The following is a 22,461-nucleotide window of genomic DNA, read 5'->3' on the forward strand; positions in this document are numbered from 1 at the left end:
CGCTCTTTATTATAACTGAAAATCATTCCCAATTGCGATGAAGTTTTTCGAGACACGTAATATCTTGATATTGTTTGTAGCATGGTAATCAACCTTTAACGCCTTTACTACCATCATGCTTTTTATTCCAACCTTCAGCATATCGAAAACTTCTTTCTTGTTTTGTAATTCACCTTCTTCGCATACAAGTGTATACAAAAGTATACGATTCGTCAATATCAACTTAGTTTTGCCTTAACTAAAAAAACCACGCAAGCTTTTCGCTCACGTGGTTCCTTCTTACAAATCATCAAAGCCGTTATCTTCTACATTAACCTTTACATACTGGCGAGAACGCTGCTCGAAGAAATCTGTTTTTCCTAAGTCAACATCCTCATACGCTTTAATCCACTTCAATGGATTTTTGCGATAGCCTTCAAATGGACGCTCTACGCCAAGCTGATTACAGCGTACATTGGCATAGAAATGTACATAATCATGCACATCTTCCACATCGAGGCCAGCAACTTTATCGCCAATTACTTCATTGGCCCAATCGATTTCTAGCTGAACGGCTTCACGGAAGATTTCTTGTACACGAGCTGCTCGTTCAGGTGTATCATATTCAGGATATTCCTCTAATAGCTCCTGATAAATTTTCACAAATAAATCCACATGTAGCTGCTCATCGCGATTAATATAATTAATCATCGTTGACGTGGCCACCATTTTTTGATTACGTGCTAAATGATAGAAGAACGCGAAGCCAGAATAGAAGAATAAACCTTCTAAAATCACATCATAAACAATCGCTTCTAGCATATTTTCAACAGTTGGCTCCTCTGAAAATGCTTGGTAGCCCTTAATAACGAAATCATTACGTCGCTCTAGCACTGGCTCTGTACGCCAAAAGTCAAACGTACGATCCTGTTCGTCTTTGTTCACAATACTTGATAGCACATAGGAATAAGAGTGATTATGGATTACCTCTTGTTGCGCTAAAATAATCATGAGTGCATTCAAACTTGAATCTGTTAAATAATCGGCTACTTTCCCCGCAAAATCTGTTTGTACACTGTCTAATAGTGCCAGTAAGCCAATGATTTTTAAAAAGGATTCCTGTTCATCTAATGATAGACCTGGAAACTGCTTCACATCATTGCTCATATTAATTTCAAACGGTGTCCAGAAGTTACCTAGCATTTTTTTATACTTTGGATAAGCCCAGCTAAAACGGACATCATCCCAGTTTAAAATGTTAGAAGAGCGTCCGTTCACGATTCCTGTTGAACGGTTCGGTGCATCCTTATCCATAATTTGTCGTTTTGTAATAGTTGTCATTGTTACTTCCTCCTAGCTCGCGCAAGACTCACATTCTAGCAATTCTACAGACGTTGAGCGCACATAATAAGTCGTTTTCACACCGCTCGCCCAAGCATTCATATGCAATTCTAGTAAATCTTTCGCCTTAATCGTATTTTGAACATATAAATTCAGTGAAATGCCTTGGTCGATATGACGTGCTCGTGCAGCATTTTGCTTGATTGTCCAATTTTGATCGATGAAATAAGCAGATTTATAATACCAAGTCGTCACAGGTGATAGATCTGGTACTGTTACTGGAATTTTGTAATCCTTCTTCTCCTCTGAATAACTCTTCTGGAAGATCGGATCAATCGTAGCTGTACTGCCCGCTAAAATGGATGTTGATGAGTTAGGTGCAACTGCCATTACATAGCCGTTACGCATACCTTTTTCAGCAACAGCGGCGCGTAATGCATTCCACTTATGACTGTCATAGCCACGTTTGTCAAAATACGCACCAGTATGCCAATCTGAGCCTTCAAATAATGGGTAGGCTCCTTTTTCACATGCCAAATCGTTAGAAGCACGAATCGTTAAATAGGCAATTTCCTCATATAGCTTGTCCGCAAATTCTACAGCTTCCTCAGACTCCCATTGAATTTCTTTCAAAGCTAATAAATGGTGCCAGCCAAATGTGCCAAGCCCAATACCACGGTAACGTAAGTTCGTACGCTCTGCTTGTTTTACTGGAATTGTATTTAGAGCAATAACGTTATCTAACATACGTACTTGAACTGGGATCAATCGTTCTAGAACGCCAGCCGGAACTGCTCGGCCTAAATTGATAGATGATAAGTTACATACAACGAAATCTCCAGGCTTGCGACGTGTTACGATTACATCATCTTCAAGGGTAATAGACTCAAACTCAGTAGCCGACATATTTTGGAATATTTCTGTGCACAGGTTCGAACTGTAAATCATCCCTTCATGCTTATTCGGATTCATGCGATTAACTTCATCTCGATAGAACATAAACGGTACGCCCGTTTCAAGTTGTGAACGCATAATACGCTTCATAATATCAATGGCTGGTACGACTTCACGACTTAACAAAGGATTCGCGATACATTCCTCATATTTAGTACGGAAAGAGCCTTCACCCTTTTTCTCATCGTAGAAATCCTCTAGTGAGTAGCCCATGATTTCTCGCACTTCGTGTGGGTCAAATAAATGCCACTCCCCACGTTCCTCAACAGTTTCCATAAATAAATCCGGTAAGCACAGCCCTGTGAAAATATCATGGGCACGCAGACGCTCATCCCCATTGTTTAAGCGTAGATCTAAAAACGTAAAGACGTCTTTATGCCAAATATCTAAATAAACAGCAATAGCACCTTGTCGTTGACCTAGTTGATCGACTGAAACCGCCGTATTATTAAGTTGTTTAATCCATGGTAAAACGCCACTTGATGCACCTTTAAAGCCTTTAATAGATGAGCCTCGGCTACGAATTTTGCCCATATAAACTCCAATGCCACCGCCGTACTTCGATAATGTTGCGACATCTGTATTCGTGTCATAAATACTTTGTAAACTATCATCTACTGTATCGATAAAGCAGCTAGATAGCTGTCCATGTGTTTTACCTGCATTCGATAATGTTGGTGTGGCAACAGTCATATATAAATTACTCATCGCCCAATAAGATTCACGTACTTTTTCTAAACGATTTTCTGTTTCATCCTGCATCAGGGTCATCGCAATGACCATCCATCGTTCCTGCGGTAGCTCCACTGGTGTTTTCGTGTAATCACGGACTACATAGCGGTCCATTAATGTTTTTAAACCAATATACGTAAACAACTCATCTCGACTTGATTCTAAAAAAGAAGCGAGTTCCTGAAGCTCCTGCTCACTATACTTTGTTGTTAAACTTTCATGATACAAACCAGCTTCTGTATAGTGTGCTAATTGTTCTGGGAAAACTTTATAAACATCCTTCACTGAAACTCCACGGCGCATTGCAAATTGATCATATAGTTTTTCTAAATAAATTTGAGCTGCGACAAATGTCCAGTATGGCTCCTCCTCATCAATGAGGCTAAGCGTTTGTAAAATCATCGCATCTGCCCATGCTTCAAATGTGGCATTGTCGTTTTTTCGTAGCCATCGATCCGATAACCTTACAAAACTTTCGAGTTCATCCTCCGTGTAACTTTTCTTGAGCTTAGTCATTTGCTGTTCGATATGAATTGTCATGTATACATTCTCTCCCTTTCCTTCAGCAACACAAAAAGCGATCACGCAACATTTATCGGTTACGTGATCGCTGTAAAATCGGAAATGGAAATGAAGGACATGCACACAAAGAAGTGAACAAATCTCTCGCCTCCACTTCTCAATCCCCGAAGAATGTGTTGCTGTCTTGAACATCTCGGCAGGTCTCCTGGCTCATGCTTCCTCCAAATGACGACCTTCCCGTTCTTTACAGTGGCCTATTCATCATTTGTCAGCACTTACAGTTGCGGGGACAGCTTCGGCCTAAGATGACTCTTTTTCCGAATTCCCTTTTAAACCATATTGGTACCGCTCGTCCAAAACACTATATATTGTGTTTTAACTCCTAAACAAATCTAACATATTGTGTTTATTGTTGCAATAGGCGTTTTGCACTTTAAAATTTTTAAAGTGCTTCATTTTCTCGAAGCAAGCCCAATTACAATGCAGTTTTACGTAGTTTTTCAAAATTTCTAGGAAATTTTTTTTGTGCTAGCTGCTCTTTTTCTGGCTGTATTCCTAGCATAACTACTGCACATGGACCAGCCGATTTCTCAACATCTAACGAACTTTTAACTTGTTGCTCGCCAAAAAGCCGGGTAAATTCTGCCTGTAAACCTTTTGACCCAACTGGCCATACTTGCTGCACTATTTCCTCTTTCCACGCCTGAAAAATTGGTTGCAGCTGTGCGACATCTTCAGGTTGTGCAAGGATTTCATTGCCTACAAGCGGTAGTCCATAGGTGTACCAACTAAGCTGCTCATGCATAGTTGCTGTGCGTTTTTGCTGCTCACCTAGCATCGTTATAGACAAACCTGATTGTAGAGTCGGCATATTGGACTCTGTACTACCGCCTATTTGTGGACAACTAAGATCAGCTTCATCAAAAACCTGCTGAATGCCTGCAACATAACGAGACCATGCAGTATCCCCTGAAAAATTAGCGAGTAAAATATGGCTTGGTAAAGCATTTGCAGCAAGCTGCTCTAAAAAAGTAACACGTGCAGTGAAGTATGCCGTTAGTTGATCTGGAGCAGACACAACATCTTGTGGTTTTTCACCAATTGCTGCGGCATTATCTGTTGTAGCAATCAGCTCACCTATTTTTATTGCATTTCTCAATGTACTCGACCTTCCTTACGCTCAAACACCTTAGAGAGAATTGGCATTGCAATTGCAACGATCACCAGATTTATGAGTGTTGCCAATGGAAGGCTAGTCAGTGACGCCCAGTAAAATGCCGGACTAATGATAAAGTAAAATGGTAAGGGTGCCACTACGCCATTTAATATAAATGCCACAGGCCATTTCCAGAAATGCATTCCTTTTTTATGCATAACCCCAAAGACCCATACAACAATAAACATTTCCACTGCGATAATAATATGTAGTGGTCCTAGAGGGAAGCCAGTAGTTAAGGCTGAGATAAAATGCCCAATGACTCCCGCAACCCCAGCTAATACTGGAGATAAAAATACAACGCTCAACAATGCAGGTGCAGAGTCAAGCGCTGCAGTTGAAATAAATGTTGGAATTTTAATGACTGCACCCACTGCACAAATTGCCGCTACCATAGCTGTAAGCGTCAACTTCATCAATTTTTGTCGATCCATTCCATTTCCTCTTTCCTTTTATATTTAGTGATTAGCTCATTATAACGTGTGGTTGATTGCCGTTCCGACTGGGTGCTTTGTTGCTGTCGCTTCGCTTTCGCACAGATAAAACATTGTTGCTGTCGCTTCGCTTTCGCACAGATAAAACATTGTTGCTGTCGCTTCGCTTTCGCACAGATAAAACATTGTCGCTGACGCTTCGCTTTCGCGCAGAGCAAAGCTTCCTGGGGGCGTCCGATGAGATGCTGATCCCCAAGGAGTCTCCCAGCCTTCACTCCAATCAACTTAATATATATAGCATACGTTTTAACAATCGTCATCCCCAACATTTTTTATGAAAAGCATTCTAAATTTTTCAAATCTATATCATTTGATTTGTTCCCCGATACCGTACCAAATGCGTACGACTTGTTCGGCTTCAGCAAATAATGCCTGGTACAAACGCCCACATGTATCACGTAACAATCGTGCCTGTTTTTCCATCGGCACAACTCCACGCCCCATATCGGTCACTATTATATATAGCGCACAATTTTCTTCAAGAGTCTTTAGTCTTGTCAAAATGGTTTTGACAAGGGGTTCATCATCCTCAAGATCTTGTGTCACGAGCCACTTCTCTAAGTTTTTAATAACTAGTACATCACCGGCTGGGGTGCCGACAGGTAGATAGCCATCTACAATTTCAACTTTTTGCCCCACAAGCAATTTCATGACATAGTCGGTTTTTCCACTATAGGCGCCTCCGATAAAGACATGCATCTCGCTCCCTCCTCCCAAGCCTTTCTTGTAAACGTTAAAGAAAACATTTTATCATGCGGTGATTGATACGACCAAAAAGATTGCTCAGTCGGTGCAAATTCTACAAGAAGTGCTCGAATCACTCCACCATGGACAACGAGATGATAAACATCTTCGCCTTTTGGTAGTGCAGTGAACCCAGCAATGACACGTGCACAAAAAGCATCAAAGCCTTCCCCCTTTGGAGGTGGTGACTGAACGGGATCATCTAACCATGCACAATAACGACTATCTGATTTTAAGTCCTCATATGTGCGCCCTTCAAATTCACCGAAGTTCGACTCTCGAAATCTCCTATCAGACACGTATATTGCATTCGGAAAATAATGGGCAGCTGTTTCCCTACAACGCAGCAAATCACTACCATACACCTTCGTGACATCTTGATCTACAATAGCCAGCAAAGATGCATCCGCTAATGAAGAATCTGTCCAGCCGATATAACGCTTCTCCAAATTTTCCTTAGTTGGTGCATGTCTCATTAAGTGCACAATAACAACGTCACCCACAGTACAACCTCCATTCCTTCAATTGATGCACCAAGTAAATCTCCAGAAACGCCACCAAAGTTGCGCACTGTAAATTGACGAAAGACTAAAAAGGCAATCGCTAATACAGCCATCAACACGAATGGAACAATGGTGAAGCCTATGACAAACAACAAACTGCTATAAGCTACAACTAGTGTTAAAAGCATAAAGCAAATAAGTAATCCTGGCTTAATATGTGTTTTAAAAAAGTAGGCTAGCCCTTTTTCTTTTGAACACTTGAGCGACATAAAATAAAAGCTCATGCCTACTCGTGTTAGTAACGGAATAAACACAAGCATCCACAGCGCTAACTTATGCTGTACGAATAGCTCATGCAGTATGACAAATTTACCAAACACTAAAAATAGCACAGAAAGCACACCAAATGCACCAACACGTGGATCATCTAAAATTTCAAGCCGCTTTTCACGGTCCCGATATGAAAAATAAGCATCCCCCATATCAATAAAACCGTCTAAATGTAAACCACCAGTAAAAAAGGCAAATAGTCCAACAATCACAAAAGAAAGCAAGATCTCACTGCTTGCCGTCCATTCTGTTAAACTATAAATCACCGTTGCCACTGCGGTGCCCATGAGAGCCCCTATCCACGGCAAAAAGGCGAACATCCCTGTAATAGTTGATTTAGTTAAAGGAATTTCTTTATGTACCGGCAAAACTGTAAAAAATTGAAACGCAAGTTGTATGCTATGCCAGAAATTTTTCATCGTCTTGCCTCCTTCTTTTTATTTTCAAAGCGTCATTCATTATTTCCATTTCTTTACGACACCATAATTTATTTCATACGCCTCATCCGCTATAGAAACGAACCATTGATGTAATTTCCCAAGCGTTTGTCGGTATAATTCCACTTCCTCGCTAGAATATGGAGGTTCATCGAATAATTCGTTTGAGACGATAAAAAACGTCACCCTTTTCTCAAGTAACGTCCCTACCGCCTTTTTTAAAACATCAAGCTTTTGCTCTAAACAGCCTGGTTGTTCCACACAGGGAGTTCCCGTGTCAAAACTTTCGTAAAAAGCATTTGTCAGCCAAGTCGTAACACAGTCCCATAACACAATATCTCCATCGGTCAGTTTATGTAATGTATTTGCTATGTCATAAGGTGCTTCTATCGTCAGCCATTCAATATTTTGTGCACGTCTGTCTGCCTGATGACGCACTATTCGCTTCTCCATCTCATGGTCCAACGCTACTCCAGAAGCAATATAAATAAGTCGTCGCGCTTGGTTAAACTCTGTTTGATAGTGAGTAACAGCCGCTTTTTCAGCAAAGTGGGATTTACCACTGCGTACTCCCCCTGTAATGAAAATCAGTGGCATTAGTTACGCCTCCTATTGTAAATGTTGAATGTTCCCAATATCTTTCACGAGCCATCGTTGCTCGACTTGTTCAATAATCGTGACACTTGTACCATTAATAAATGGTTTTGCCCACAGCTGATTGATGCTGCGCTCTAAAATGGCGTTAATGATGCATTTAATCGTTACAGCATGGGACACAATTAAAACATTATTCTCGGGATATTTTTCTGCAATTTTCTTTAACGTAAACATGGCTCGTTCTGTTACCGTACCAAAGCTTTCCGTGTGGGTTGCGACGAATTGTCCAGGATAATCGGTATATAATTCATAGTCAAGGCGATGCGTAGTCATAATGTCTTCAACGGTTTTCCCTTGCCAATCTCCTAAAAAAATCTCCCGTAAATTATCCTCATAATAGATTGGAAGCTGTCGATTACCTAGAAGAATATGCATCGTTTCCTTAGCACGGCCACTTGAACTGCTAAATGCCGCTGTAAACGAGACATTCTCCAAATGATCTCGAAGTTTTTCTGCATGTAAAATACCATTTTCAGATAATGGCGAATTTAACCATCCCTGTAGTCGATGCTCTTTATTCCACATCGTTTCACCATGTCTCACTAAATAAAAAGTTGTCAACTTTCTCACCCCTAATTTGCGTTAAACCACTCTTGCAAACAATTCTGTAAATATGTCATGGCTGCAATATCCTTAATTCCAATACGGAACCATTCACCATTTAAGCCCATAAAGTTTTTTGTATGGCGCAGCACGACGCCCTTTGATAAACAGTATGTAAAAAATGTATCTGCTTGCTGATTTTTCGGTAATGCAAAACATACATAATTCGTTACACTATTCGTCACCTGACAACCATTTTCTTGTAAATAGCTCTGCAGCGCTTCCCGTTGATTTTTAGCATAGGCAATAGCTTGCTCACAATATACATGTTCATCTAAACAGCCTGTACCTATAATAAGGGCAAAGGCATTCAAGTTCCAATGCGGTAGGATAGACTTTAGATCAGCAACAACTATTGGGCTCGCCACTAAATAGCCTAAGCGTAATCCTGGAATCGCATACATTTTTGTCATCGAACGAACGATAATCAAACGAGGATTTTCTGCCACATATTGGATCAATGAACAGGCTTCATCTACCCAGTCAATAAATGCCTCATCAATGACAAGCTCACAACTGACCTTTGCACCGTGAGAGATTAATTCGAGAAGCTCCTCTTTCTTTGGAAGCACCCCTGTCGGATTGTTCGGTGTACAAATATATAAAGCATCTGCGTTCACCATTTCACGCTTTAGATGCTCCATCGGCAATGTGTAGTGGACAATATCCTCGACAATAATCGGCACAATTTCAGCGCCTACTGCTGTTAATGTTCGTTCATATTCTGAAAAAGTTGGATGTACGATAATAACACGCTTATTGGCGTAGCGTCTCACAAGAACACTAAAAAGCTCCGATGCACCATTGCCTAATAATATAGAATCTTTCTGAACATCATGAAAAACTGACACCTTTGATAAAAACGGCTCACCGTCCGGATCTGGATAACGTTGAATAAGCGGATAAAATGTCCGCCAACGCGCCTCAACAAACGGGGGTGGCCCTGCCGAATTAACATTTTCGCTAAAATCATACACCTCTTCGGGCATATTAAGTCCTAGCTGATGATAAACATTTTGCGGATTTGCTCCGTGATTAGGTAATTGCAAAAATTAACACCTCCACTGCTAACATAACAAGCGTAAAGAGCAAGGTCGCAATACGCATATGAATCACAGACGTTGCAATATGCTCTTTTGTTAATGGAACTAATTTCTCGCCCATTATTGCTCGATATGATACGACACCCTGATATGTATTTTTTCCACCAAGCTGTACCCCCAATTGAACAGCTGTCGCTGCTTCTAAATAACCACTATTAGGACTTGGATGTTTTTTCGCATCCTGTGCCCAACGTTTTAAGCGCTTACCGAGAGATACGTTTGTTTCATTTTTCGTACCTAGTACCATCAATAGGCCAGTTAATCGACTTGGTATAAAATTGAGTACATCGTCTAGCTTGGCAGCAAACATACCAAAATCTTTATATTTCTCGTTTTTATAGCCAATCATAGAGTCTAACGTATTGACAGCCTTATAGCCCCACAACCCTATCGCGCCAAATAAGAAGGCATAAAATAAAGGAGCTGTTACCCCATCACTCGTGTTTTCTGAGACCGTTTCCACAACACCACGAACTATCTCATCCTCGTCAAGCTTCTTCGTATCACGTCCGACAATCCAAGAAAGCTTCACGCGAGCTTCAGCAAAGTCGCCTTTGACGAGCGGTTCGTAGACAGCCATCGCCGCTTCCTTCAAGCTACGTTGTGCTAGTCCAATCCCAATTAATAAGCCCTCAACCAAGATGCCAAATAGTAGGCTAACCTGATAGCTTAGTAGCATAATGGCTGTCACAACAAACATCGTTGTACCAACTACAGCGAGCGCCATCACCATGCCACGGAATTTTCTCATTCTTCCTTTATTCCATAATTCTGTTTGAGATTGAATGAGCTTTCCAATCCAGCGTACTGGATGAGGCATTTTAGGAGGGTCCCCTACTATTAAATCAAAAACAAGCCCGATGATACAGGCAATCATCAGTGCCATCATATAGGATTCTCCTCTTTATCTTTTTTATATTTTTGAATGGCCTCACGCATCGTTTCATAAACACCGTGGCCAATAACTTTTCCTAGCATCGTAATCGGTCCTGCATATTGATGGTAGTCACCTTCCTCTGTTGAGGCAATCAACAAGCTATCTGTTGAAGTACCTGTAGCTTGTGTACCCGTTGTTGGATCTGTTATGCCCTCATCCATAAGTGCCTTGACCTTTGCCTCTGTCGTAGAAATCATTGCCTGAAATAAAGCCTCATCCGACAATCTCCCATTTATTAGTACCCACGTATTAATAGTCCCAGCATGATACTGTTCCTGACGATGGAAGGCACGCGTAATATCGACAGCATTGCCAAGCCCAGCCGTAATCATTATGACAAGATGAATTCCTTCATATGCAAACTCACGAATTGTTGCATACCGGGCATAGACAGCCGTCATCATCGCCACCGTATTATCAATAGGAAAGCCCTCAGACTGTAAAAATCGTTGTAATTCTAGCTGTGGTTTTCGTTCATCATACGTATAGGGCACTGAACGATTCATCAAATGTGTATAAAAGCCAAAGCCCGGATTATGTACTGCTGAGGATACGACCTTCATCGGCGAATCTGTTTGGACGGCAACATAATGGTCGGAAATATGAATATCATCCTTACGTAGTACTGGCATGATCTCGCCTCCTATTCAGAAAATAAAAAAACAAATTCTTACAAAGAAGAATTTGTACTGTTCATTCGTGAACTACCCACCACTTAAAACCTAACAGTTTTTGAAGTGGGGGCTTCTCGACTAATCGCTTCTTTTAGTAGCCAACGAAAACTGACCGAGCTATCCCTCTTGTTCAAGAGTTCTTTTGCTACGCTAAGGATAATAAGCGCAATCCATCATGCTTAATGTTGATAGCGGCATTCCAGTCCCTGTCTGCTACAAACCCACAATCACAGTGGAACGTACGCTCAGAAAGTGATAGGGACTCCTTTACTTGACCACAATTGGAACAAGTTTTAGAAGAAGGAAACCATCTGTCTATTTTGATCAACTTTTTCCCTTGCTCCTCTAACTTATACCTAAGAAAAGTTGTGAACATGCCCCATGCATTATCTGCAACGCTTTTACCAAAATGGAGGGCTTGTGACATCCCCTTCATGTTGAGATCTTCGATCACCACGCAATCATAGCTTTTTGCTACTTTATGCGATTCCTTATGCAGAAAGTCTTTCCGTTGGTTGGCGATTTTTTCATGTAACTTCGCTACTTTAAGACGCTGTTTGTGCCAACGATTAGAATCATTCTTTTTGCGTGATAGAATACGTTGTTCCTTCGCTAATTTTTCCAAGGCTTGCCGATAGAAACGAGGGTAATTGGCTGTCTTACCTTCTTCGCTATCTACAAATAAGCCATTCATGGAAAAATCTAACCCAACAACATCTTGTACTTCTTTTTGTATATATTGATGTTCATATTCGGTAAGAATAGAAACATAATATTTTCCCGTTTTAGTTCGAGATACCGTACAAGACTTGATGATATGATGGGTCGGAATCTCCCGATGTTGCTTTATTTTTACAAGTTTTAGTTTCGGTAATTTGATAGAGCCATCCAAAAGCATAATGTTTCCGTTTACCATATTGGTTGTGAAGGATTGTTTTGCCTTACGATTTTTGAACTTCGGAAATTTGGCACGACCAGAAAAGAAATTGTTGTATGCATGCTGCAAATTCAGTTGAGCGTTTGCCAAGGCAAGGCTGTCTACTTCTTTAAGCCATTCAAACTCTTTTTTATATTTAGCAGGAGTCGGGAATTTTTGACTCTTTAAAGCTTCTTTGTCGTCCTTGAACTGCTCATACATTTCTTCTCGCTCCGAAAGCATTTTGTTGTAGACAAAACGAACACAACCGAAAGTTTTCGCAAGAAGTTTCTCTTGTTCTTGCGTTGGATACAGACGAAACTTATAGGCTTTGTTTGCCATATCAAATCACCTCACTTCATGCCTTATCTTCTATTATAAGCATTAATGAATTTTGATATTTCGGGGATATAACAATCTTTCATCTATCCAATCTGATTATATCATGGCAAAAAAAGAGACAACTTTAGGCTACATCTAACCGAAGTTCATCTCCCGCTTTAACTGGTGCAGTCACACATTCACGCTTAGAAGTGCGAAACTTCTTTTAGAGGGAAGTTAAATTAAGTCTATCCCAAATATAAACATTTTGAATTTTGTACAGCATCACAACTTCATAATACTCAAATTATTTATTTTTTTGAAATTGTATCACAAATCCGTATTTTATCACAATCCAATTTCGAGAAATATTCCGTTATTGCTTTTGTTTTAAGGTTTTAAAACGAATAATGGATCCCACAATGATAAACACCCAGCCGATACCGATATAGACAATTTTCATCGTTTTTGTCGAGGACGGTAATATATCCATGATCGTTAAACAAACAAATAGTATGCCAATCATTGATAGAAACATACCAATCGATAATTTTTTCAACAGAAAGACCTCCAATCAATGTACGCCCTTGATTTTACCGTATTCCCATCAAAAAGAAAACACTAATCCAGTTCAAGGATTAGCGTCGTAAACGGGCAGTCATTTATCTGTACCAAAAGCTAAGAGTCAGGTACCAAGATTTCTACCCAACATTTAGCGAAAGGCAAAGAAATTAGGTAGGACATTAACTGCCCGTTCAGTGGGGATGAAGAATCCCCACCGATTAAGCTTTATTTCCTTACACTCTCACATGTGCAAAAAATTCCCCATAAAGTGCTTGTAAAATTTGATTTTCAAATTCTTGTAGCACACCGAATACTAGACTAACTTCAGATGAACCTTGATTAATCATCTCTATATTTGCACCTGTTTTTGAAATCGCAGTTGCAGCACGTGCTGCTAGACCTGTGTTATTACGCATGCCTTCGCCTACAATAACAATCATAGAAAAACCATGACGCATTTGCACATCATCCGCATTTAACTCATTTTTCACACGAGAAAGAATTCGTTCTTCATTTTCTAGTGTTATTTGATTTGAACGCATAATGACTGAAATATCGTCTAAACCAGACGGTGTATGTTCATATGAAATATTTTCATCTTCTAAAATTTGTAGAAGTTTACGTCCAAAGCCTACTTCCCTATTCATCAAATATTTTGACACATATAAAGTTGAAAAGCCACTGTCTGCTGAGATACCTGTAACCGGGCGTCCTGTTACAGAGCGTCTTGGTACGATACGAGTACCAGGGGCTGATGGATTATTTGTATTTTTTATGTTAACGGGCACCCCAATCTTGTAAACAGGCATTAACGCTTCATCATGGAAAACGGAAAAACCTGCATAGGATAATTCGCGCATTTCGCGATACGTAATTTCTTTAATTTCCACTGGATCATTCACAACTTTCGGATTCGCGGAAAACACACAATCCACATCCGTAAAGTTTTCATAAAGCTCTGCTTCAACAGCAGCTGCTAAAATAGAGCCTGTAATATCAGAGCCTCCACGGTCAAATGTACGCAGTATGCCCGCTTTAGTGTAACCAAAGAAACCTGGGAATACAATAATTTCCTTGGTATATTTTAGAGGCGCTAAATTTGCATAAGCCTCTGGTAAAGCATACGTGCGTTCAGGTAAATCATTGACGACCAAACCATCTTTTGGGCTTACATAGCGCGCCGGCATACCGATTGAATTAAAATAAGTAGCGATTAGCTTCGCGTTATTGTCTTCCCCTGCCGCTTTGATGCTATCGATAAATAATTCCTTATTCGATTGATCACCTTGTACACGTTCACGTAAATCTTCAGCGATTACATTACAAATTGTATAATCTAACTCCAAACCATCCGCAATCGCCATAAAGCGATTCACAACGATTTGCAATTCTTCTTCAATATCTTCATTTTTTAATGCTGCCATTGCTAAATTAATTAATAAATCAGTTACCTTTATATCGTCACCAGAACGCTTCCCAGGTGCAGAAACGGCTACGATTTTACGTGCCGGATTAGATTTTACAATGTTTGCTACTTTTTGAATTTGTTCTGCGCTTGCTACAGATGTTCCACCAAATTTACATACGATCATAACCATCAAATCCTAACTTTTTTAATTAAATGTATTCCTCCAAAAAACAATTGAATGTACACAGTGTACAAATTATCGTCCCCCACGTCAATACAATTTAAAAAATTCACGCAATTAATCGATAGAAAATGGACAATTTTCACACTGTTTGATTTATTATACGGATTTCGTATGAAATAGTTAAGGTTTTTGCAAAATTTTTTCGCAGAATTCCTATATTCGTACAAATATTTGTCTGAACTAGCTGAAATCATCAAATTTACAGAATTTTTTAATGCTAGATCTGACATGACAAACCGAATCACGTCTTTACGAATATAAATGTGGCTATCAATATGAACAATTTTGCTTGTATAAAGATAAGATGTAGCACTTAACAGCAGGATGTGAATCCATTATTACAACAAGTCGAAATTCTTCGGAATGACTATCCCAAACTGATTAGCCAATCAAGGTTTTATACCCTTCTCTTTTAAGTGTCGTAATAAAACAAGTAATGAAGTGTACATCATACAAGAACCCTTTTGTGCTTACTTAAATTAGCAAGTGGTTTTCAGCATATTTGATTAAATTGTAGTGCCTTTCTTCTATATTAATTGAAGAAAACGCTTTCCCCATTATGATATGCTGAAAAAGATGTGATGTTTGTGCTATTTAGAATGATGTCAAGCTATTCTTTTTTGATTTTTTATCTGTTTTAGGCGGGGATTGCTTTGAGTTGCGTAGGTTTCCACTTTTATGTTGTGGAGGGCTGTATTCGTTGGAATCTGAGCAGTTTTTCGGGTGACCCGATCAGATTTCTCTTGGACCTGAGCGATTCTTTGCCCTCTGCCTCACGAGGATAGTCTTATAAATCACAAAAAACTAGGCTCACATTCTGAGTGAAACCTAGTTTTTATCTCAAGCTTAATTGCTCTTTAATCCGCCGGAGGCTTTGGGCCAACAGATGTTTTTTGCGCGAAAGCGTAGTGCTAACGTAGCGACAGCAGCATGATGTTGGTCACTCAGTCGGGCAATTTCCATTATAGAGATCACTCCGACTGCATTCTTTATGTGTTATTCTATTATTAAAAGAGATGGATAGCTCAGTCAGTTTTCGCTGGCTAATAAAAGCAACAATAAGTCGTGGAGTCTGTAGGTGGCGGGTAGTTCATACTTTACGTTGAAAATAAACGTTAGTTTTTCTCTCATATATCTTTTTATTTGCTCATCACCAAAAGTTGTGGATATTTGTTAAAACGTTGATCGGAGTGGAGACTAGGCGACTCCTTGGGGATTAGCGTCACAGATGAGACCCTGCAGCGAAGCGGCTCATCGGACGCCCCAGGAAGCTCTTCTCTGCGCGAAAGCGAAGCGTCAGCGGCAAAGCGCCTAGTCGGAACGGAAATCAACCCCACGTTATGGTGATGATCCCTATTATTAACTCTTTAGTGGAAAAAGCGAACAACAATATTAAAGGATGGTAATCAATTGAGTAACGAACAAAATAAAAGTAAATTTATATACACATATGTACATCATGTTGACGAATACGATCTATGTAGAATGGAGATGCGTTCATTTTTTAGTCTTGATTCCCAATCAAACTATATAATCAGCAATATTAAAATTGATCCAAGCCGTAGCCCTTTTATACAAGAGAGACTTGAAGTGCTATATGAAGAAAACAGCATAGAGAACATCAAGACATTGGTCAAGAATTTAAAAGTAAATGAAGCAACTTATAAAGTGGTTTGTTTAAATAATATGGATATAGGTGAAACGAAGAAAATCCCTCAGTCAGAGCGTCGATTGTTAGAACGTGAGATAGGATTGTGCATTGAGGGAGAACCTGACCTACATCTTCCTGACATTGTATTTGGTCTTATGTTAATAGATGGAATATGGTATTTTGGAAAGTATATGAAGAGTGAATCCATTTGGTGTAAACATTTACACAAACCAAACAGTTATTCAACGGCACTAAGTACTAGAGTAGCTCGTGCTGTTGCGAATATCGCAGTTCCCCAGCCTCAAACTATTCGTGCAATCGACCCTTGTTGTGGTATAGGCACAGTAATAATTGAAGCCCTTTCCATGGGAATTAATATTGAAGGACGAGATATTAATTACAATGTTTGCAAAGGTTCTCGAGAAAATATCGCTTATTTTGGATTAACAGGCAAAATTACATTAGGTCCAATCTCAGAAGTAAAAGAACACTATGATGTCGCCATAATTGATTTACCTTATAACTTATTTACGCATTCATCACCAGAAGACCAATTTGATATTATAAAACATGCTCGCCGGATTGCCGATAAGGTTGTTGTCGTTACAATTGAAACAATTGATGACATGATAGAAGATGCAGGTTTTGTTATATCAGATCGATGCGTCGCTAAAAAGCAAATGTTTTTACGTCAAATTCTATTATGTGAATAATAACACGTACTCCCAAAACTATCCTTATGTCCGATAGTTTTGGGAGTACGTAGCAGCCATTAGCTGAATATCAATTCTAAAAAAATCAGCTACATAAAACAGAGACCTGGACTACTATTTAGGTCTCTTTTTGTTAGTTTTATTAAAAATACCTAAGCCTCTTTGGATCCATTCACAGCTTTGTTCAGCAGTCTATGTCCTGTAATCCAAACTGCCACCCCGGTCCCCCACATTATCAGAGCTGAGCTAAAACCAACAGTCGTCCACCATACCATAATTTGATAATTACCCCAGGTAACTCTTATAGGGAAAGTAAATAGCGCGATTGCCGAAAACAGACAAAGAAGTGAACCTGAAATATAATAGATTTTCACCTGGAAAAGCTGCGCTAGGGGAAAGAAATGAGCACCGACAATAAGAGCCATAACAGGGACAAACAAATCCAAATGATTGGTAGATTCACAAATTGCGGCAGCGATGGCTATCAATACGCCTTCTAAACCGAAAATAATACCGAACCACATATTCTTTCGTTTCCAACGCTTGGAATCCCCTTCCACCATCTCGTTTGATAACCTTTTTGAATTCATTATCAATACGATTCCTCCAATAAGCAATATTACACCAATCAATAGGGATAAGATCAACAGCCAGAGAAATCCCCAGCCCTGCAGTCCTCTAATTCCAATTCCCGCGCACAGCAGCTCTAGGAATGATGTTTTGCGACATATCATGAACCCTCCTCTTTCAATTTCATTCATTCTAAAAGGTTAAAAGACACTGTCTCACCATTACGGAAAATTTCACCATAGTAAAGATAATAATAATATTCATTATTTCTGGAGTTAATACATTGTACATTCCATACGGTTGTAGTTTATATCAGAAGAAATCAAAAACCATCGTCTTACTGGTAACACATCGCGACACTAATAGAAATTCTCCATCTGAAACCCCTTAGTGTTGCTTTGAAATAAAGTTTGATCAAAAACACCCTCGCAAGCCGCATTTTTCAATAAAATAAAAAGAATCCACTTTGAAAAAAGATTGTTCAAAATGGATGCTTCTTCAGCTGATTTAAGTTTGATTTTTATAAAAAAATGAATCGCTCGACAGTTCATGAATCAAGAAAATTTTTTACGGCAGCTAAGTAGTCCGGCAAATTAGTATCATGCACAAAGTGTCCCGCATCCTCTATCGTCACCAATTCGCAATTCGGAATAAGCTCAGCAACTTCCTGCAGTTTGTTTTGTGGAATATGACTGGACCCACCCCCTATAATAAGAGTCGGCATGATAATGTCAGTAAGACGCGCCCACCATTCAGGATTAGGTTCATTGAGTTGCTGTAGAATCGAAGGTACAACCTGCCAATCAAACGGTAGGGAATCAGAAGGTTTAGAAGGAATTTCAATCGGCTTATTCTGAAAAGGTGGTGGTGTGTCTTCAACAATCAACCGTTCTATCCTTGAAGGAAATGATTCCGAGAAAAGATAGGATACTGTTCCTCCCATGGAATGACCAACTAGCGTAAACCGTCCTAAATTCATCGCATCTGCAAAATGAAGCAAATCTTCGCACACCAGTTCAAAATTGTAAGTAATAGTTCTCGCACTCCCACCGTGACCGCGTTGATCTAAAGTTAAAAAGCGGTATTTTTCTCCTAATACAGCAGCCACTTGATCCCATAATTCTGTCATTAAAACAGTATTTGAAATCAGATGATAAAGTAGTTATCAAGCCTTATTTAATCTATCGATGTAGCTTTAGAATCATTATTGATTAAAAAATGCATTTTATTTAATCGCTAATTTAAACAAACTACATTTTGAAAAATGATTGATCAAAATGGGGTTTATCTTTTTAACTTAGTATGAGATTTTTATAAAAAAGTTTGATTATTTTTGTAATCCTTTTCAACTAAAGCCCCCGATAGTTTAAGAAGAAATCTTTAAAGTTGGAAATTTAAATCATTTAAAGTCCCAATATTTATCTGATTTTCTCCGCCAACTCCAAAATAATTCCCTCTGGACCGCGAACATAACATAACTTATAACTTTCTTCATACTGCTGTATCTCACTAAAGATTTCCGTGCCCTTCTTTTTCAACTTCGCAACAATAGCTTCAATATCTTCTACAGCAAAGCAAATATGTCGGATCCCCAGCGTATTTGCAAAAGGTTGCTGAATATCTTTTTCATCTGACGGAGTATAAAATTTGACTAGCTCTATCCATGCCTGACCATCTGGCATCCCCAATCCTACACATGCCGTTTTAACATCATTAAGCCCAACTATTCTGTCTAACTGTTCTCCATCCAATTCCCATTCCGCTTGCACTTCAAGTCCTAAATCAAGAAAAAACGCTTTAGCCTCTGAAAGATCATTTACGTTTATACTCACATGATCTATTCTATTGATCTTCATATCTCGTACCTCCCATGTTCCCGTTATTTTCAATACCTATATTCGTGTAAAGTTTGGTTAAAATTCTAATTCGCTTAAGACAGAAAATATCCTTCTTCAACAATCCTGCTTCTTAGTAAAAAAGCGTCTTCACTTGTTGTAAGTTAAAGTGGAAAGTTTCACAAATGATAAAAAATAGATTATACTAGACTAACTATCATATTCAAAAAGGAGCATTCCCTATGACCGAGAAAAATCATTCTGAAGTACCCCCAAAAAAAATCAGCCTGCAAGAGGCAGTGAAACAGCAGCTTGAAAACAAAAAGAACCATTCCTCTTCTAATAAAGGAAAAAAGAAAGCCGACCTTTCAACAAAAAAAATGAAAAGCCAGCAAACGAAAAAAACAAGCAATACCCATAGAAAAATGGGTGTCTAATTTACGGACAATATCGGGAAGACATATTACCAGGCAAAGCTGTTGATATTGTTAAAAAAGGATCAAAAAAGGGAAAATTACCAGAGAAAGATATTTTTACCAAATCGAGCACCCTTCCCCACGGAATTAAAGTCAGGCTTACACAGATGGACAGATTGGACGTGTACAGGAAATCCACTCTAAATAAAAGAAGTGAAAAAGCATTCAAGGGTGAACTGTTCCCTGAATGCTTTTTTAATTATTGGCTGTTTTCTCAAAGATTGTTGCTTCTATAAAGAATAGGGTTCAACACAGCAGAAAACCAGAGGATAGGCAACTTGTAGATTACACTATGGCTTTTATTATTTGTAAATCCTAGAAAGAATATTTATTTCAAATGTCGTTACGTCAAGTTCTAACTCTACTTTACTGTCCACGATTCCCAGTTCCTCACAACTAATAGATACTTATTTTCTGACCATCCATTAAATTTAATCGTATCCATTTGTATCGGAAGATCTAAGAGTTATCTATCGCTAATTGTTCCCCTTATTATTTCAATATTGTAATAATCAGCAATGATGAAATCTCCAAAGGGTGTTATTGTTAAATCTTGATATGTGTTTATTGACTCATATTCAGTTACTTTGCCACTTGCACAATCAATTTGAAATAGATAATCAAAAGTAGCAACTAGAATCTTATTATGCTTACTAGATAATGCAACTGCTTGTTGTGCCCCTCTAAATTGACCGCACCATTCATTATAATTCTCATCTTCAAATTTAATCCAAGTCCAGTCTTGTGAATTCCACGGATTTGAAATGTCGTAAATTCTCTCTTTGAATTGTCCCGAATATGGTTGTTCTATTATTTCAGCTTTGGTTATCAATCCGTTCGTCCTCCAAAATAAGTACGTGTTATCCCTTATTCATTTTGATTGTCCTTTATTACAATAGCAACAATCTTTGAGAAAACAGCCTAATTATTTTATTCTTTTCATTTTATAACTTGTTTAGCTAAATGCTTCGTTAAAAAAGAGCTGCCTATGCAACTTAATGATCTTTAATTAACGCACTCGTTAGTTGAACAAGGGGCAATATAATGTTTATTAGTTAACTTCAACTACAAATGTGTAGAATGCCATTTAGAAGTAGTATAGCTAGAACAGCTAATACAATGATGATAGACCAGAAAAGTAAAATTTGATTGTACCTATTCCTATTTTGAATTGTGCGTTCGTCTTCAATTATCTCGTTCTCTTTTTCCATTGTTATATCGGATAACTCCCAAAAGCAAAATTAAACTCATAGGTATAGTCCCGTATGAGTATGGGTGTTCAAATAGAGCAACAAACAAATTAATTACAACTAAAGTCGCAACGCACAACCAAATACTTACCGTTTTTTTTCTGTTAGACTGCACTAGACTCCTTCTCCTCCAAGAAACTAGAATAACAAGACAAACAGTTATTGCTATAGAAAATCACCATTACAATCCTAGTTTAGAGTTGGCTCTTAAAATTTCTGAATTTTTAAACAATAATGTAGAGAATATTTTCATTTTAGCAAATTGTTCTTTTGTTAATCCAGCTTCATTTCTAAAAAATTTGATATTATTTTTAACCATATTTATTAACTCCTAAAGCAAAATGATTCCAAGCCTCTAAAATTAAAATCATCCTTCCTGCACTTCCAAAAATAAAGATTTCTTTACATCTAATATATACAATTTAACCAAAAGATTGTTGCTTATGGTTTTGCTATCTTCTCCAACTAAACCAGCAAATAAGTTGTCAATATCTTTCTCTCAAACATAAAAAATCCTCCAGTTAAACTATGGAAGTTTTTTCTTTAAGTAGTTAAAAGATCCCTCCAAGATATATCTAGGAAATATTTTTTCCTCTTTAGTAAAGCATAAATCCAGTGAAGAAGCTTATTAATACAGGCGACAATCGCCACTTTTGAAGGCTTTCCTTCTAAGCGTTTCTTGTCGTAGAACTCTTTGAGCTTTTTATTTCTGGAACTTCTTATTCCACATAAAACAGCTAGATACAAACTGTGTCTTAGTCTGCTGGAACCTCGTTTGGTTATCCGATTCATCGTCGCTGTGAACTTTCCAGATGAATGAACAACAAAGTTTATTAAACAATCGCGCCATATTGTTGAAGATCACAAAATATAAAAAGTGACGACTGCATACATACGTTGTAATGAAGTAAACTATATTATTAAAAGCACAAATGATTTCGTGCTTTATTAGTTTAGTTTGACTCTTCAATAGGAGTTGGATAATTACAGAATATAAGGTAGGAATTATTAAGAAAAGAAGGAGAGATACGATGTTCGATCAAGTTGCGTATTTTATTTTTAAAGCCCTGGTAATTCTAACGGTTTTGGTTGTTGTGGTTGGAATCCCTCTTGGAGATACACTGTTTAGAAAAAAATAAGAAGGCTGGGACAAAAGTGTTTCAGCCAATAAAAATACCGAACTATCCAATGCAACGCTCATGAAGTGTTTCGAAATAGTTCGGTTTTTCTATTTATCGTGTTTTGTTAATTTAGAGATTATTCGGCTTTATGAAGGAACCATTTAGT

24 protein-coding genes, 1 pseudogene and 1 riboswitch are annotated in these 22,461 nt (G+C 38.5%); of the genes and pseudogenes, 4 read left to right on the top strand and 21 right to left on the bottom strand.

Going from position 1 to position 22,461, the window contains the following annotated elements:
* Window positions 1-9: 9 nt before the first annotated feature.
* The 16 genes from ACQKOF_RS06865 to ACQKOF_RS06940 all read right to left on the bottom strand — a co-directional run bounded on the left by ACQKOF_RS06865 (window position 10) and on the right by ACQKOF_RS06940 (window position 14,619).
* Window positions 10-141 (bottom strand): hypothetical protein, encoded by a 132-nt coding sequence (locus ACQKOF_RS06865; protein WP_427554859.1) that lies wholly within the window; start codon window positions 139-141, stop codon window positions 10-12.
* A 138-nt stretch (window positions 142-279) separates the two neighbouring features.
* Window positions 280-1,320, bottom strand: a complete 1,041-nt coding sequence (locus ACQKOF_RS06870; protein ID WP_427554861.1) for a ribonucleotide-diphosphate reductase subunit beta — start codon at window positions 1,318-1,320, stop codon at window positions 280-282.
* A gap of 12 nt (window positions 1,321-1,332) precedes the next feature.
* A complete protein-coding gene (locus ACQKOF_RS06875) occupies window positions 1,333-3,546 on the bottom strand; it encodes a ribonucleoside-diphosphate reductase subunit alpha (protein WP_427554863.1) in 2,214 nt (737 codons plus the stop codon).
* Between the two features lie 159 nt (window positions 3,547-3,705).
* Window positions 3,706-3,893: riboswitch (cobalamin riboswitch) on the bottom strand.
* Window positions 3,894-4,003: 110 nt separating this feature from the next.
* Window positions 4,004-4,687 carry a hypothetical protein gene (locus tag ACQKOF_RS06880; protein ID WP_427554865.1) on the bottom strand — a complete coding sequence of 228 codons (684 nt, stop codon included), beginning with the start codon at window positions 4,685-4,687 and terminating at the stop codon, window positions 4,004-4,006.
* Window positions 4,684-5,178, bottom strand: a complete 495-nt coding sequence (locus ACQKOF_RS06885; protein WP_427554867.1) for an ECF transporter S component — start codon at window positions 5,176-5,178, stop codon at window positions 4,684-4,686. Before ACQKOF_RS06885 ends, ACQKOF_RS06880 begins: the two co-directional genes overlap by 4 nt.
* 366 nt (window positions 5,179-5,544) lie before the next feature.
* Window positions 5,545-5,889 carry a bifunctional adenosylcobinamide kinase/adenosylcobinamide-phosphate guanylyltransferase gene (locus ACQKOF_RS06890; RefSeq protein ID WP_427554869.1) on the bottom strand — a complete coding sequence of 115 codons (345 nt, stop codon included), beginning with the start codon at window positions 5,887-5,889 and terminating at the stop codon, window positions 5,545-5,547.
* The gene (locus tag ACQKOF_RS06895) at window positions 5,886-6,485 is read right to left on the bottom strand and encodes a histidine phosphatase family protein (protein WP_427554871.1); all 600 of its coding nucleotides are present in this window, start codon (window positions 6,483-6,485) and stop codon (window positions 5,886-5,888) included. Before ACQKOF_RS06895 ends, ACQKOF_RS06890 begins: the two co-directional genes overlap by 4 nt.
* On the bottom strand, window positions 6,458-7,234 hold the full coding sequence (gene cobS / locus ACQKOF_RS06900; RefSeq protein WP_427554873.1) for an adenosylcobinamide-GDP ribazoletransferase: 777 nt from the start codon (window positions 7,232-7,234) through the stop codon (window positions 6,458-6,460). Before cobS ends, ACQKOF_RS06895 begins: the two co-directional genes overlap by 28 nt.
* A 39-nt stretch (window positions 7,235-7,273) precedes the next feature.
* A complete protein-coding gene (locus ACQKOF_RS06905; protein ID WP_427554875.1) occupies window positions 7,274-7,849 on the bottom strand; it encodes a bifunctional adenosylcobinamide kinase/adenosylcobinamide-phosphate guanylyltransferase in 576 nt (191 codons plus the stop codon).
* A gap of 12 nt (window positions 7,850-7,861) precedes the next feature.
* Window positions 7,862-8,470 (bottom strand): histidine phosphatase family protein, encoded by a 609-nt coding sequence (locus tag ACQKOF_RS06910; RefSeq protein ID WP_427554877.1) that lies wholly within the window; start codon window positions 8,468-8,470, stop codon window positions 7,862-7,864.
* Between the two features lie 11 nt (window positions 8,471-8,481).
* Entirely contained in the window at window positions 8,482-9,561 is a 1,080-nt protein-coding gene (locus tag ACQKOF_RS06915) for a pyridoxal phosphate-dependent aminotransferase (RefSeq protein ID WP_427554879.1), read from the bottom strand.
* Window positions 9,548-10,504, bottom strand: coding sequence for an adenosylcobinamide-phosphate synthase CbiB (cbiB, locus tag ACQKOF_RS06920; RefSeq protein WP_427554881.1), 957 nt, complete (start codon window positions 10,502-10,504; stop codon window positions 9,548-9,550). Before cbiB ends, ACQKOF_RS06915 begins: the two co-directional genes overlap by 14 nt.
* A complete protein-coding gene (locus tag ACQKOF_RS06925; protein WP_427554883.1) occupies window positions 10,501-11,184 on the bottom strand; it encodes an adenosylcobinamide amidohydrolase in 684 nt (227 codons plus the stop codon). The genes cbiB and ACQKOF_RS06925 overlap by 4 nt, the downstream gene beginning before the upstream one ends.
* 187 nt (window positions 11,185-11,371) lie before the next feature.
* Window positions 11,372-12,484, bottom strand: coding sequence for an RNA-guided endonuclease InsQ/TnpB family protein (locus ACQKOF_RS06930; protein ID WP_427554885.1), 1,113 nt, complete (start codon window positions 12,482-12,484; stop codon window positions 11,372-11,374).
* Between the two features lie 355 nt (window positions 12,485-12,839).
* Window positions 12,840-13,022, bottom strand: coding sequence for a hypothetical protein (locus ACQKOF_RS06935; protein ID WP_427554887.1), 183 nt, complete (start codon window positions 13,020-13,022; stop codon window positions 12,840-12,842).
* A gap of 238 nt (window positions 13,023-13,260) precedes the next feature.
* A complete protein-coding gene (locus ACQKOF_RS06940) occupies window positions 13,261-14,619 on the bottom strand; it encodes an aspartate kinase (RefSeq protein ID WP_427554889.1) in 1,359 nt (452 codons plus the stop codon).
* Window positions 14,620-16,089: 1,470 nt separating this feature from the next.
* Here ACQKOF_RS06940 and ACQKOF_RS06945 point away from each other — a divergent pair.
* A complete protein-coding gene (locus ACQKOF_RS06945) occupies window positions 16,090-17,043 on the top strand; it encodes a TRM11 family SAM-dependent methyltransferase (protein ID WP_427554891.1) in 954 nt (317 codons plus the stop codon).
* 152 nt (window positions 17,044-17,195) lie between these two features.
* On the opposite strand, the gene ACQKOF_RS06950 is transcribed toward ACQKOF_RS06945, so the two are convergent.
* The 3 genes from ACQKOF_RS06950 to ACQKOF_RS06960 all read right to left on the bottom strand — a co-directional run bounded on the left by ACQKOF_RS06950 (window position 17,196) and on the right by ACQKOF_RS06960 (window position 19,469).
* Complete coding sequence (locus tag ACQKOF_RS06950) at window positions 17,196-17,777, bottom strand: DUF7010 family protein (protein WP_427554893.1); 582 nt, start codon at window positions 17,775-17,777, stop codon at window positions 17,196-17,198.
* A 383-nt stretch (window positions 17,778-18,160) separates the two neighbouring features.
* A complete protein-coding gene (locus tag ACQKOF_RS06955) occupies window positions 18,161-18,742 on the bottom strand; it encodes an alpha/beta fold hydrolase (protein WP_427554895.1) in 582 nt (193 codons plus the stop codon).
* A 289-nt stretch (window positions 18,743-19,031) separates the two neighbouring features.
* On the bottom strand, window positions 19,032-19,469 hold the full coding sequence (locus ACQKOF_RS06960; protein ID WP_093274033.1) for a VOC family protein: 438 nt from the start codon (window positions 19,467-19,469) through the stop codon (window positions 19,032-19,034).
* A 221-nt stretch (window positions 19,470-19,690) separates the two neighbouring features.
* On the opposite strand from ACQKOF_RS06960, the gene ACQKOF_RS06965 reads away from it, so the two are divergent.
* Window positions 19,691-19,885 (top strand): hypothetical protein, encoded by a 195-nt coding sequence (locus tag ACQKOF_RS06965; protein ID WP_427554897.1) that lies wholly within the window; start codon window positions 19,691-19,693, stop codon window positions 19,883-19,885.
* 47 nt (window positions 19,886-19,932) lie between these two features.
* Entirely contained in the window at window positions 19,933-20,160 is a 228-nt protein-coding gene (locus ACQKOF_RS06970; RefSeq protein WP_427555110.1) for a hypothetical protein, read from the top strand.
* Between the two features lie 230 nt (window positions 20,161-20,390).
* On the opposite strand, the gene ACQKOF_RS06975 is transcribed toward ACQKOF_RS06970, so the two are convergent.
* Window positions 20,391-20,756 carry a hypothetical protein gene (locus tag ACQKOF_RS06975; protein WP_427554899.1) on the bottom strand — a complete coding sequence of 122 codons (366 nt, stop codon included), beginning with the start codon at window positions 20,754-20,756 and terminating at the stop codon, window positions 20,391-20,393.
* Window positions 20,757-21,275: 519 nt separating this feature from the next.
* On the opposite strand from ACQKOF_RS06975, the gene ACQKOF_RS06980 reads away from it, so the two are divergent.
* Window positions 21,276-21,509 (top strand): helix-turn-helix transcriptional regulator, encoded by a 234-nt coding sequence (locus tag ACQKOF_RS06980; protein WP_427555112.1) that lies wholly within the window; start codon window positions 21,276-21,278, stop codon window positions 21,507-21,509.
* A 208-nt stretch (window positions 21,510-21,717) separates the two neighbouring features.
* Here ACQKOF_RS06980 and ACQKOF_RS06985 read toward each other — a convergent pair.
* Window positions 21,718-21,996: pseudogene (locus ACQKOF_RS06985) on the bottom strand (transposase); the annotation flags it as partial.
* Between the last annotated feature and the right edge of the window lie 465 nt (window positions 21,997-22,461).

It is taken from the genome of Lysinibacillus sp. NPDC093190 (genome assembly GCF_050280425.1).
GTDB lineage: Bacteria > Bacillota > Bacilli > Bacillales_A > Planococcaceae > Lysinibacillus.